Origin of the sequence: Thermoflexus sp. (assembly GCF_040289485.1) — a bacterium.
Classification (GTDB): domain Bacteria; phylum Chloroflexota; class Anaerolineae; order Thermoflexales; family Thermoflexaceae; genus Thermoflexus.
Genome location: NZ_PSLG01000064.1, coordinates 1 through 12,163, shown reverse-complemented (window position 1 = coordinate 12,163; position 12,163 = coordinate 1). Strand labels below are relative to the sequence as shown.

The 12,163-nt window shown below is 71.1% G+C and carries 11 protein-coding genes; 5 read left to right on the top strand and 6 right to left on the bottom strand.

What is annotated here, in order from left to right; all coding sequences use genetic code 11:
* From C4313_RS09635 to C4313_RS09615, 5 genes are all read left to right on the top strand, one after another.
* Positions 1–642: sigma-70 family RNA polymerase sigma factor (locus C4313_RS09635; RefSeq protein ID WP_352429652.1), on the top strand; the 642-nt coding region annotated here is incomplete at its 5' end.
* Positions 643–807: 165 nt separating this feature from the next.
* A complete protein-coding gene (rpmF, locus tag C4313_RS09630) occupies positions 808–996 on the top strand; it encodes a 50S ribosomal protein L32 (RefSeq protein WP_352429651.1) in 189 nt (62 codons plus the stop codon).
* A gap of 77 nt (positions 997–1,073) precedes the next feature.
* Positions 1,074–1,574, top strand: coding sequence for a Rieske (2Fe-2S) protein (locus C4313_RS09625; RefSeq protein ID WP_352429650.1), 501 nt, complete (start codon positions 1,074–1,076; stop codon positions 1,572–1,574).
* A gap of 28 nt (positions 1,575–1,602) precedes the next feature.
* The gene (locus tag C4313_RS09620; protein WP_352429649.1) at positions 1,603–2,427 is read left to right on the top strand and encodes a carbon-nitrogen hydrolase family protein; all 825 of its coding nucleotides are present in this window, start codon (positions 1,603–1,605) and stop codon (positions 2,425–2,427) included.
* A gap of 15 nt (positions 2,428–2,442) precedes the next feature.
* Positions 2,443–3,681, top strand: a complete 1,239-nt coding sequence (locus tag C4313_RS09615) for a thiolase family protein (RefSeq protein ID WP_352429648.1) — start codon at positions 2,443–2,445, stop codon at positions 3,679–3,681.
* 18 nt (positions 3,682–3,699) lie between these two features.
* Here C4313_RS09615 and rho read toward each other — a convergent pair whose 3' ends face one another.
* The 6 genes from rho to C4313_RS09585 form a co-directional block, all read right to left on the bottom strand.
* Entirely contained in the window at positions 3,700–5,034 is a 1,335-nt protein-coding gene (rho, locus tag C4313_RS09610; RefSeq protein WP_352429647.1) for a transcription termination factor Rho, read from the bottom strand.
* 447 nt (positions 5,035–5,481) lie between these two features.
* The gene (locus C4313_RS09605) at positions 5,482–7,647 is read right to left on the bottom strand and encodes a DNA translocase FtsK (protein ID WP_352429646.1); all 2,166 of its coding nucleotides are present in this window, start codon (positions 7,645–7,647) and stop codon (positions 5,482–5,484) included.
* A 34-nt stretch (positions 7,648–7,681) separates the two neighbouring features.
* Complete coding sequence (amrS, locus tag C4313_RS09600; RefSeq protein WP_352429645.1) at positions 7,682–8,740, bottom strand: AmmeMemoRadiSam system radical SAM enzyme; 1,059 nt, start codon at positions 8,738–8,740, stop codon at positions 7,682–7,684.
* A 91-nt stretch (positions 8,741–8,831) separates the two neighbouring features.
* Entirely contained in the window at positions 8,832–9,290 is a 459-nt protein-coding gene (locus C4313_RS09595) for a DUF411 domain-containing protein (RefSeq protein ID WP_352429644.1), read from the bottom strand.
* 55 nt (positions 9,291–9,345) lie between these two features.
* Entirely contained in the window at positions 9,346–11,778 is a 2,433-nt protein-coding gene (locus tag C4313_RS09590) for a heavy metal translocating P-type ATPase (protein WP_352429643.1), read from the bottom strand.
* 14 nt (positions 11,779–11,792) lie between these two features.
* Positions 11,793–12,008, bottom strand: a complete 216-nt coding sequence (locus C4313_RS09585; protein ID WP_352429642.1) for a peroxiredoxin family protein — start codon at positions 12,006–12,008, stop codon at positions 11,793–11,795.
* Between the last annotated feature and the right edge of the window lie 155 nt (positions 12,009–12,163).

The following is a 12,163-nucleotide window of genomic DNA, read 5'->3' as shown; positions in this document are numbered from 1 at the left end:
CCCTTCCTGGACCTCATCCAGGAGGGCAACCTGGGCCTGATGAAGGCGGTGGAGAAGTTCGATTACCGGCGGGGCTACCGCTTCAGCACCTACGCCACCTGGTGGATCCGCCAGACCATCACCCGGGCCATCGCCGACCAGAGCCGCACCATCCGCGTCCCCGTCCACATGAGCGATCGCATCCGCAAATTGTATCGGGTGGCCCACGAACTGGAGCAGAGCCTGGGCCGCAAGCCCACGGCAGAGGAGATCGCCGCCGAATTGGGAGTGGAGCCCCGCAAGGTCGAGTGGATGTTCCGGGTCTCCTGGCAGCCCCTCAGCCTGGAGAACCCGGTGGGCGAGGACGAGGAGGACGAACTGGGCTATTTCATCGAGGACGAGTCTTCTCCTTCCCCCAACCAGATCGCCTACCAGAACCTGCTCCGGGAGAAGATCGAGGAGATCCTCTCCACCCTCAGCCCCCGGGAGGCCCGCATCCTGCGGCTGCGCTTCGGCCTGGTCAACGGCCGCTGTTACACACTGGAAGAGGTGGGCAAGAAGTTCGGGCTGACCCGGGAGCGGATCCGCCAGATCGAGGGCCGCGCCCTGCGCCGGCTGCGCCATCCCCGCCGCAGCCGTCAGTTGCGGGAGTTCCTCACCTAAAGCCCCCCAGCCTTGGGGTCGGTTCCCCCCATGGGGGGCCCGCGTCGCCCATGGGGCGGCGCTTTTTTGTCCCGACGGCCGTCCCCGGAAGTTGTCGAGAGGACCGCTTTCGACTACCATGAGTTCCTGGCCTTCTCAGAAGCCCAGGTTCAGGAGGCGGATCCGATGGGTGCGTTGCCGAAGCGCCGGGTCACCCGCACCCGGCGGGGGATGCGCCGGGCCCACGATGCCCTCCGGCGCCCCAACCTGGTCCTATGCCCCCGGTGCAAAGCGCGGATCCTGCCGCACCGCGTTTGCCCGTATTGCGGCACCTACCGGGGCGTCCAGGTCCTGGAGGTCGAGGCCCGCCCGTAGCGGGCCTCTGGATCGGCCCTCCGATCCCGGCGGGGAGGGACGTGTCCCTCCCCGCCCCGTTTCCGGAGGCAGGCGCTATGGGCTGGGGCGGCGATGGGCGGGGCGAACCGTTCCCCTTTCCGATGGAGGAGGAGGAAGCCCTCCCCTCCCAGGCCGGCCGCAAAGGCCGTCTCTTCCTGGCCCTCTTCGGCGGGGCCCTCCTCCTGGGCCTGTGCGGGCTGTTCGCCCTAGCGGTCTTCGGGGCCCCATGGACCCCCCGGTGGCTGGACACCGGCCTCCCCCCGGAGCGGGTGACGGAGGGGGTGCCCTTCCCGCTCACCCTCTCCGACCGCAGCGGGCGCCTATATCCCGTGATCCTGGTCCGCTCCGGGGGGCACCTGCGGGCCTTCCCGATGCAGCCGCCGGGGCTGGCCTGCCTGCTCAAGATCGAGGGGGTTGAACTGGTGGCCGCGTGCGCCGGCTGCCGCTTCGCCGCCGACGGCCGGCCCATCGCCGGGCCCTGCGCCACCCCCCTGCCCGCCTATCCCACTCAGGTGTTCGTCGGCTCGATCTGGGTGAACATCAACCGCCTGCAATAGGTGCTCTGCCGCCCTGCAGGAGGCCCACATGATCCGCGTCGCCCTGGCCCAGATGGACCCCCTTCTGGGGCAGAATCCCCACAACCGGGAGCGGGCTCTGGCCCACCTCGAGGAGGCCAGCCGGGCGGGCGCCCGCCTGGTCCTCTTCCCCGAGTGCGCCATCTCCGGCTATGGCTTCGCCTCCCTAGAGGAGGCATGGCCCTACGCCGAGCCGGTCCCCGGGCCCACCACCGAGGCCTTCACAGCTGCCTGCCGGGCCCGGGGCCTCTACGCCGTTGTCGGGCTGCTGGAACGGGCGGACGGCCGGCTGTTCAACACGGCCGCGCTCATCGGGCCCGAAGGGCTGATCGGCCGCTACCGCAAGGCCCACCGGCCGTATCTGGGGGTGGACCGCTTCACCGCGCCGGGCGACACCGGGTTCCCGGTCTTCGAGACGGCTATCGGACGGATCGGCATGCTCATCTGCTACGACCTGCGCTTCCCCGAGGCCGCCCGGGTGCTGGCCCTCCGAGGGGCCGATCTGGTGGCCGTGCCCACCAACTGGCCTGAGGGCTCCGAGATCGTGCCCATCGCCGTCGCCCCCACCCGGGCGCTGGAGAACCGGTTCTTTGTGCTGACGTGCAATCGGGTGGGGACCGAGCGGGGGTTCACCTTTTTCGGGCGGAGCGGGGTCTACGATCCGGCCGGGCGGACCCTCGTGCAGGCCGGCGGGGAGGAGACCCTGGTGACGGCCGAGATCGATCCCCGGCGGGCCCGCCACAAACGGATGATCCTGCGCCCCGGCGCCTTCGAGATGGACCCCATCGGGGACCGGCGGCCGGACCTGTATGGGGAACTGGTTCGCGGATCCTGAACCGGAGGGGTGAGGATGCGGGAGGTGGTGATCGTCGCCGCGGTGCGCACGCCCATCGGCAAATACGGCGGGGTGCTGAAGGATGTGCGCCCCGACGACATGGCCGCCCTGGTGATCCGCGAAGTGGTCCGTCGGGCCGGCATCGACCCGGCCATGGTCGACGAGGTGTATATGGGATGCGCCAACCAGGCGGGGGAGGACAACCGCAACGTGGCCCGCATGGCTGCCCTGCTGGCCGGCTTCCCGGAGCACGTGGCGGCGGTCACGGTGAACCGCCTCTGCGCCTCCGGCCTGACGGCCGTCAACCTGGCGGCGCGGACCATCCGGGCCGGCGAGGCGGAGGTGGTGATCGCCGGCGGGGTGGAGAGCATGACGCGGGCGCCATGGGTGATGCCCAAGGCCGCCGTCCCCTTCCCACGGGGCAACGTCACCGTCTACGACACCGCCCTGGGCTGGCGCTTCCCCAACCCCCGCATGGAGGCGATGTTCCCCCTGGAGTCCATGGGGGAGACGGCGGAGAACATCGCCCAGGAGCACCCGGAGATCACCCGGGAGGAGCAGGACCGCTTCGCCCTTCGCTCCCATCAGCGGGCCGTGGAGGCCATCCGCTCCGGGAAGTTCAAAGAGGAGATCGTGCCGGTGGTTATCGAGCGCCCTGGGCAACCGCCCCAGGTGGTCGACACCGACGAGGGCCCCCGCTACCGGATCGAGAACGGGGAGATCGTGCTGGACACCGATCTGGAGCGCCTCTCCCGCCTGCCCCCGGTCTTCCGGAAGGGGGGGACGGTGACGGCGGGGAACGCCTCGGGCCTGGCCGATGGGGCGGCAGCCCTCCTGCTGATGCGCGCGGAGCGGGCGCGGGCCCTGGGCCTGCGGCCGATGGCCCGCTGGGTCGCCTCGGCGGCGGTGGGGGTGAACCCGCGGGTGATGGGCTACGGCCCGGTCCCCGCTACCCGCAAGGCCCTGGAGCGGGCGGGGCTGACCTTGGATCAGATCGACCTGGTGGAGATCAATGAGGCCTTCGCTGTCCAGACCCTGGCGGTCATCCGGCTGCTGGGTCTGGACATGGAGCGGGTGAACGTCAACGGGGGGGCCATCGCCCTGGGGCATCCCCTGGGCTGCAGCGGGGCCCGCATCCTCACCACCCTGCTCTACGAGATGCGCCGGCGCCGGGCCCGCTACGGCCTGGCGACGCTGTGCGTCGGGGTGGGCCAGGGGGAGGCCACCATCGTGGAGCGGGTCGAGGAAGCATGAAAAAACTGGTCCATCCCCTCAACCCCACTCGCCTTTCTTCAGGCGCATGAGGAACTCCACGTTGCTCTTGGTCTTGGCCAGGGCGTTGAGCAGGGACTCCATCACCTGGGCGAGGTCGTAGCCGCCGCCGTCGGGCGGGGGCGCCATCATGCGAGCGATCATGCGCCGCAGCAGCCAGACCTTCTCCAGGGTGTCCGGTTCCAGCAGGAGCTCCTCCCGGCGAGTGCCGGAGCGCTCGATGTCGATGGCCGGGAAGAGGCGGCGCTCGGCGAGTTTGCGGGAGAGGTGCAGCTCCCAGTTGCCGGTCCCCTTGAACTCCTCGTAGATCACGTCGTCCATGCGGCTGCCCGTGTCGATCAGACAGGTGGCCAGGATGGTCAGGGAGCCGCCGTTCTCGATGTTGCGGGCGGCGCCGAAGAAGCGCTTGGGCGGATACAGGGCCGCCGGGTCCAGGCCGCCCGTCCAGGTCCGGCCGCTGGGCTCCACCACCAGGTTGTAGGCCCGCGTGAGGCGGGTGATGGAGTCGAGGAGGATCACCACGTGCTTTCCCCCCTCCACCATCCGCTTGGCCCGCTCCAGGGCCAGTTCGGCCACCTTGATATGGTTCTCCGGCGGCTCGTCGAAGGTGCTGTGCACCACCTCGGCCTCCACCGAGCGGTCCATGTCGGTGACCTCCTCGGGCCGCTCGCCGACCAGCACCACCATCAGGTGGACGTCGCGGTAGCGGGTGGAGATGGCGTTGGCGATGTGCTTGAGGACGGTGGTCTTGCCCGCCTTGGGGGGCGAGACGATAAGGCCCCGCTGCCCGCGCCCGATGGGGGCCACCAGGTTGATCAGCCGGGTGGTGAGGTTCTTGGGGTCCGTCTCCAGATCGAACATCTGGTTGGGGAAGATGGGCGTCAGTTCCTCAAAGCGCGGCCGCTGACGGGCCTGCTCCGGGTCCAGCCCGTTGACCGCCTCCACCCGCAGGAGGCTGTAATACTTCTCGGTCTCCTTGGGCGGGCGGATCTGGCCGACGACGAAGTCCCCCTTGCGGAGGCCGAAGCGTCGGATCTGGGACTGGCTGACGTAGATGTCATTGGAACTGGGGAGGAAGTTGGGGTTCACCCGGAGGAAGCCTATCATGCCCAGGGAGTCATCCTCCACAATCTCCAGCGTCCCCCCGCCGAAGGCGTAGCCCTGCTGCTCCGCCTTGGCCTGGAGCAGCCGCATGATTAGATCCTGCTTCTTCAGACGGCTGTAACTGGGGATCTTGAGGGACCGGGCCAGGTCGCGCAGTTCGTCCAGGGTCTTGGATTCGAGATGGATGTAATCGAAATCCAGGATGGGAACCTGAACTTGTGTCTGTTCCATGGTCCTTCCACTCTTCCATGAGGATCGGCTACCGCCTCGACATCGCGCCCGTGGGGGAGCCGGACCGGGAGCCGCGCCGTCCATCCACCTGGGTGACCATCGGGGGCGATGCCTCCAGCGGCTGAAGCATTTTCATTATAACCAGGCACCGAGGATCCGTCAAACGGCGGGGAGGGCCCGGAAGGGGAGCAGGAAGAGCTCCCCGGCCAGCGGACGCCCGGCGGCCCGGGCGTCAAGCCACCGCAGCAGGCCAGCCATCCGCCACCGCTCCGCAGGGTGGGGCCCCACCCTCGCCCGAGCGGGAACGCCAGCAGCCGCCCCCGTCCGCATCCGGGAGAGGCCATCGGGAACAGGACCAGGCCGCAGAGGCCCCAGAGCCCGCGCCCGGCCCACATCCGCCCACGCGCCGCCCACTGCCCCATTTTCACCGCCACCGTTGGGTGGATCCTACAGCCCCCGCCACCGGCTGCCCTCCTCCGGCGGGGTGATCCATCCTCGCTCCTCCATCAGGTCGATGAGGCGGGCCGCGCGGTTGTAGCCGATGCGCAGTTTGCGCTGCAGAAGAGAGATGGAGGCCCGCCGGTGCAGCCGCACCACCTCCACCGCCCGCCGGAGCAACTCCTCGTCCGGCTCCCCCTCGGCATCCTCCGCGGCCTCCTCGGCTTTCCGCGGTTGTCCCTCCGGGGGCCGGTCGGCCGGCGTCCCGGGGCCTGGCGGGGCCGGCGGTGATCGGCCGCGGATCCCCTTCCAATAGGCCACGATCCGGCGGATCTCCTCGTCGGAGACGTAACAGCCCTGGGCGCGGATCGGCTGGCCCTGGTCCGGCGCCAGGAAGAGCATATCCCCCCGGCCCAGCAGGGCCTCCGCCCCCGGCTGGTCCAGGATCACCCGCGAGTCCACCGAGGAGGCCACCGCGAAGGCGATGCGGGCCGGGAAGTTGGCCTTGATCAGCCCCGTCACCACATCCACGCTGGGCCGCTGCGTGGCGATCACCAGATGGATCCCCGTGGCCCGCGCCATCTGCGCCAGCCGCGCGATGGTCCGCTCGGTCTCCTCCGGCGCCCGCATCATCAGATCCGCCAGTTCGTCCACCACGACCACCAGATAGGGCATGCGGGGCTCCCCCCGCGCCGCGGCCCAGCGGTTGAACTCAGCGATGTGCCGGACCCCCGCTGCGGCGAAGGCCCGATACCGCCGCTCCATTTCCCGCATGGCCTCCTGGAGAACCCGTGGGACCTTCTCCAGGTCCACCACCACCGGCGTCCACAGATGGGGGATGCCGTTGTAGAGGGTCAGTTCCACCCGCTTGGGATCGATCAGGATCAGCCGCAGGTCCTCCGGCGTGCAGGTGCACAGCAGCGCGGTGAGGATGGCGTTGAGGGCGACGGATTTGCCGGAGCCGGTGGCCCCCGCGATCAGCAGGTGGGGCATCGCCGTGAGATCCGCCACCAGGGGCTCCCCGGCCACCGTCTGGCCGAGGGGGAGCCGCAACGGCGCCTCGAGGGCGCGATAGGCCTCGCTCTCCATCACCTCCCGCAGCCGGACCCGGGCCGGGCGCTCGTTGGGGACCTCCAGGCCCACCAGCCCCCGACCGGGGATGGGGGCCAGCACCCGGACGGAGCGGGCGGAGAGGGCCAAGGCCAGGTCGTCCGCCAGGGCGGCGATCTGGTTCACCTTCACTCGAGTGGGCCGCCCACCCCGGGCGACCACGCCCGGCTCCAGGCCGAACAGGGTAACGGTCGGCCCGCGCTGCACCTCCACCACCCGGGCCTCCACCCCCAGGCTGCGCAGGGTCTCCTCGATGACCCGGGCCTTCTCCCGCAAATCGGCCTCGTCGATCTCCACGTCCTCCCCGGGGTCCAGGATCTCCTCCCACCGGGGCAGGATCCAGCGGGGCCCCTCGGGGGCGAGGGGCAAGGCGGCCGCGGGAGGCCCGGCAGCCACCGGGGCAGGCGCCGGCGACGCGGAGGCTTCCGGAGGCGCCTCGGATTCCCCCAGGATGCGGGGGGCAGACGACGCGGACAGGGTTAGAGGCGTAGGGGGCGCGGGGGAATGGACCCGAGGGACCGGCCGGGCGGCCCGGAGCCGCCGGAGCAGGCGGATCGCCGCCTCGATGGGGCGCTCTGGAGGGATGCGCAGGGTGCCCATCAGGCCGGCCCCGAGGCCCCCCAAGAGAACCAGGAGGGCGCCGCCGGGGCCCAGGTTCTCCATCAGGACACGGGCGAGGGCCTGACCCAGCGCGCCGCCCGCCCCCGCCAGGCGGTCCAGGAGCACCAGGGTGGAAAGATAGAGTAGGCCCAGGCCGAAGAGCCGCCCCGGATCTGGGCGGGGAGCGGTCCCGAACCGCCGCCACAGCAGCCAGGCTCCGGCGACCAGGGCGGCCAGCGGCGCCGCGAAGGCCCCCCCTCCCAGCCCCCAGAACAGCGCCGAGACCCCAGGGAGAGGCTGGGGGGAAAGCACGCCGAGCAGCGTCAGCAGCCCCCCGAGAAACAATGCCAGGCCCAGCCCGACCAGGGCCTGGTCTCCGGTCCGGCGGAGGCCTCTGCGGGCTCCCGCGGCCCGCTCCCGGGGGGCCTTCGCCGAAGGGCGCTTCCGTGCCTTCGTGCGGGCCAAGGCTGCCTCCGCCCCAACGCACCGTCCGCGGCCCTCACTGCCAGACGCCCGGGATCGGCGTCCCGCAGCGATAACAAGTCCCCCGACCGGAGAGGTGATCCACCAGCACCCGGAAGCCGTGGCGGGCGATGAGCAGGGCGTCGCAGTTCGGACAATAGGTGTTCTCGAAGGGGCCCACCCGGCCCGGCAGGTTCCCGGCGTAGACATAGCGCAGCCCGGCGGCCTTGCCGATCTCCGCCGCCCGGATCAGCGTCCGCGCCGGCGTCCAGTCCCGGTCCGTCATCTTATAATCGGGGTGGAAGGCCGTCACATGCCATGGGATGTCCGGGGAGATAGAGGCCAGGAACTGGGCCGCGTCCCGCAGTTCCTCTTCGGAGTCGTTGAAGCCAGGCACCACCAGGGTGACCACCTCCAGCCACAGGCCGCTCTCGTGGACCAGGCGGATGCCCTCGAGGACGTTCTGGAGGGGCATCCCCAGGGCCCGGTAGTTCTTGTCCCGCATGCTTTTGAGGTCGATCTTGTAGGCTGTGAGGTAGGGGCGCAGATACGCCAGGACCTCAGGGGTGAGGTTGCCGTTGGAGACGTAGACGCAACGCAGGCCGGCGGCGATAGCCTCCCGGAAGATCGCCACCGCCCACTCCGAGGTGATCAGCGGCTCGTTGTAGGAACTGCCCACCAGCTGCGCCCCGTAGCGCTGGGCCAAGGCCACCAGCTGCTGGGGAGTGATCGGCTCCGGCATCACCCCGGCGGCGGGATCCCGCAGCGCCTGCGAGGTCAGCCAGTTCTGGCAGTAGCTGCAGTGAAGGTCGCAGCCCAGCATCCCGAAGGTCAAGGTGTAGGAGCCGGGCAGGACGTGGAAGAACGGCTTCTTCTCCGTGGGGTCCACCTGCAGGGCGGCCACGTAGCCCCACGGAACGTAAAGGACGCCGTCCCGGTTGAAGCGCACCTGGCAGATCCCCCGGCGGCCGGGGCGGATGCGGCAGCGATGGCCGCACGCGTAACACCGCACCGTGCCGTCGGGAAGCCGCTCGTAGAGCTCCCCGGGCCGCGTCAGGGCGTCCAGCACCTCGGCCAGCGTCTGGACCTCTGCCATCGCCCACCGCCTTTCCGCGCGTTCTCTTAAAAGTTTAAACCCGAAGGGCGGTGAGCGGGGAAAAATCGGCGCAGGGTCGAGGGGCTGCCCCTCACCGGCGCATCCAGACCGTGAACCGGCCGTCGGGGAAGAAGGCCATGACCTCCAGGGGCCCGATGGGGTCCCCGCCCATGCCCGGGGCGCCGGCGGGCATCCCCGGCACGGCGATCCCGGCGACGGGCGGGCGCTCCCGCAGCAGGCGGGCGATGGCCTCCACCGGCACGTGGCCTTCCACCGTGTAGGGGCCCACCCGGGCCGTGTGACAACTTCGCACAGCCTCGGGGACGCCGAGCCGTTCCTTGAGGGGCTGCAGGTCGTCCTGCAGGACCCCGTGGACCTGCACGCCGTGGGCCTGGAGATAGCGGATCCACTCTTGGCAACAACCGCAGGTCGGCGAGAAATAGACCGTGACGACGGTCCCGAGCGGGTCGGCCGGGGGGCGAGGGGCCGCGCAGCCGGCCAGCAGCCCCAGCCCGAGGAGCCCTACGACCCAACGGCGGATCCGGGCCATCGATCACCTCCTGGGTGGAGGGAGAGCATCGCGCCGCCCCCTCCGGATCACCGCATCACAACCGGGCCCCTCGCAGCCGCAGGGAATTGGTCACCACGAAGATGGAGGAGAAGGCCATCGCCCCGGCGGCCAGCATCGGGTGCAGCAGGCCCAGGGCCGCCACCGGGATCAGGAGCACGTTGTAGAAGAACGCCCAGAACAGGTTCTGGCGGACCGTCCGGACAGTCCCCCGGGAGAGGCGGATGGCCTGGGGCAACAGGCGCAGGTCGCCCCGCATCAGGATCACGTCGGCGGTCTCCATCGCCACCGCTGTCCCCGTGCCCATCGCGATCCCCACGTCCGCCTGGGCCAGGGCGGGGGCGTCGTTGATCCCGTCGCCGACCATAGCCACCCGATGGCCCTCCTCCTGGAGGCGGCGGACGATGGCGGCCTTGTCGGCAGGGAGGACCTCGGCGAAGACCCGGTCGATGCCCGCCGCGCGGGCGATGGCCTCGGCGGTGCGCTGGTTGTCCCCGGTGACCATGGCGGTCCGGACGCCCAGGGCGTGGAGGGCGGCGACCGCCTCGGCGGCCTCGGGCTTCAGGGTGTCGGCCAGGGCGATCACCCCCACCGCCTCCCCATCCCGGGCCACCACCATGCTCGTCTGCCCCCGGCCCTGGAGGTCCTGAAGGACAGCGGCCAGGCCATCGAGGGCCACGCCCTCGGCCTCCAACCACCGGGCCTTCCCCACCCGGACCACGTAGCCGTCCAGGTGGGCCATCACGCCGCGGCCGGGCAGGGCGGAGAAGGCGGCCGGCGGCGTCAGCGGGAGGCCCCGGGCCCGGGCGGCTTCCACCACCGCCTGGGCGAGGGGGTGTTCGCTGCCCTGCTCGACGCTGGCGGCCATGGCCAGCACCGCCTCCTCCGAGAGGCCCGGGCGGGGGATCACCGCGGTCACCCGGGGGCGGCCGACCGTGAGGGTGCCGGTTTTGTCCAGGGCGACCAGGGTCGCCTTGCCCAGTTGCTCCAGGGCCTCCGCGCTCCGGAACAGGATCCCCATCGTCGCCCCGCGGCCGGTCCCCACCATGATCGCCGTGGGGGTGGCCAGGCCCATGGCGCAGGGGCAGGCCACCACCAGGACGGCGATGGCATTGACCATGGCACGGGTGAAGCCGGCCCCGCTGGCCAGCCCGCCGGCGAAGGCGAGGGCAGCGATGGCGATGACGATGGGGACGAAGACGGCGGAGGCCCGGTCGGCCAGCCGCTGGAGGGGGGCCTTGCTGCCCTGGGCCTGCCGGACCAAGCGGATGATCCCGGCCAGGACGGTGTCCTGGCCCACCTGGGTGGCCTCGACCTTCAACCAGCCGTGCTGGTTCACCGTCCCGCCGAGGACCCGATCGCCGGGGCCTTTCTCCACCGGGATGGGTTCACCGGTGAGCATGGACTCATCCACGGCGGAGCGGCCTTCGACCACCACCCCGTCGGCCGGGATGCGCTCCCCGGGGCGGACCACCAGCAGATCCCCCACCTGGATCTCGGTGGCGGGGATCTCGTGCGCGACGCCATCCCGAAGCACCCGGGCCCGTTCGGGCTGGAGGGCCAAGAGGGCCCGGATGGCCTCCCCGGCCCGGCCTTTGGCCCGAGCCTCCAGGTATTTGCCGAGGACGATGAGGGTGATGATGACCGCAGCGGTCTCAAAATACGTATAGCGGCCCAGGGCATCGGTCCCCAGCAGGCGGGCGATGGTGACGGCGGCGCTGTAGAAATAGGCGGCCGACGTGCCCAGGGCCACCAGCACATCCATGTTGGCGGTCCCCAGGCGCAGGGCCCGCACCGCGCCGCGGTAGAAGTCCCCGCCGACCCCGAACTGGACCGGGGTGGTCAGCAGCAGCAGGAGCAGATCCAGCAGGAGGGGGCGTTCCATCCCCGGCATGACGTTGTGAAGCAGGTCAAAGGACATGCTGAGCCAGAAGGCGGGGACGGTGAAGAGCAACCCCCAGAAGAGGCGGCGGCGCTGGCGGGCCCGCTCGGCCGCGCGGGCGGCCTGCTCCGCGTCCGGCGCGGCGACCCCGGCGGCCGCGCCGGCCTCCGCCACCGCGAAGCCAGCCTCCCGGAGGGTTCGGATCAGGTCCCGGAGGGCGACCACGCCCACCACATAGGTGACATGGACCTGTTCGGTGGCCGGGTTCACGGTCGCCTCCAGGACGCCGGGGAGGCGGCCCAGGCGCCCTTCGAGGGCCTGGGCGTCGCTGGGGTCACGCAGCCCGCGGAGGGGGAGGACCACGGTAGCGGTCGCCACTTCGTAGCCGGCGGCGCGGACGCTCTCGACGGCGCGGCGGAGATCGGCGGCGGAGGGATCCAGGAGGACCACGGCCTGTTCGGCGGCGAAATGGACCGAGGCCGCCACAACGCCGGGCGTGCGTTTCAGGGCGCGCTCCACCGTCCGCGCACAGTTGGCGCAGGTCATGCCGATGATGGGGAGGATCACCTCCCGCGGCGCTGGGTCCATCGCAGACCTCCATCTCAACGGATCGCCTGTTGGAGCATGGCCTCCACCTGCTCCGGGGTGGTGTCGTGGCCGAAACTGCGCCAGACCACCCGGCCGGCCCGGTCGAGGATCACCAGGCCATGGGTCCCGGGCATGCCGAAACGGGCCAACAGCGCACGGCCCTCTCGGGTGTCGGCCCGGACCTCGAAAAAGGCCACGTCCTCGGCGTAACGGGGTTGCAGCGCCTGCACGAGGCGCGTATTGCGCGCACAGACCGGTCAGCCGGGCAGGACAAAATTGTAAAGGGCGGCCCGCGGCCGTGGCGTCTCCGTCGGGGTGGGCGGAGGCAACGGGGACGGGGACGGGGTGGCGGGGGCGGCTGCCGGTCGGGTGGACGGGGTGGGGG

What these genes read in the sequence shown, in the direction of transcription:
- amrS (WP_352429645.1), bottom strand. Translation starts at nt 8,740, where the DNA reads ATGGCAGAGGTCCAGACGCTGGCCGAGGTGCTGGACGCCCTGACGCGG.
- C4313_RS09590 (WP_352429643.1), bottom strand. Translation starts at nt 11,778, where the DNA reads ATGGACCCAGCGCCGCGGGAGGTGATCCTCCCCATCATCGGCATGACC.
- C4313_RS09620 (WP_352429649.1), top strand. Translation starts at nt 1,603, where the DNA reads ATGATCCGCGTCGCCCTGGCCCAGATGGACCCCCTTCTGGGGCAGAAT.
- C4313_RS09595 (WP_352429644.1), bottom strand. Translation starts at nt 9,290, where the DNA reads ATGGCCCGGATCCGCCGTTGGGTCGTAGGGCTCCTCGGGCTGGGGCTG.
- C4313_RS09615 (WP_352429648.1), top strand. Translation starts at nt 2,443, where the DNA reads ATGCGGGAGGTGGTGATCGTCGCCGCGGTGCGCACGCCCATCGGCAAA.
- rpmF (WP_352429651.1), top strand. Translation starts at nt 808, where the DNA reads ATGGGTGCGTTGCCGAAGCGCCGGGTCACCCGCACCCGGCGGGGGATG.
- C4313_RS09625 (WP_352429650.1), top strand. Translation starts at nt 1,074, where the DNA reads ATGGGCTGGGGCGGCGATGGGCGGGGCGAACCGTTCCCCTTTCCGATG.
- rho (WP_352429647.1), bottom strand. Translation starts at nt 5,034, where the DNA reads ATGGAACAGACACAAGTTCAGGTTCCCATCCTGGATTTCGATTACATC.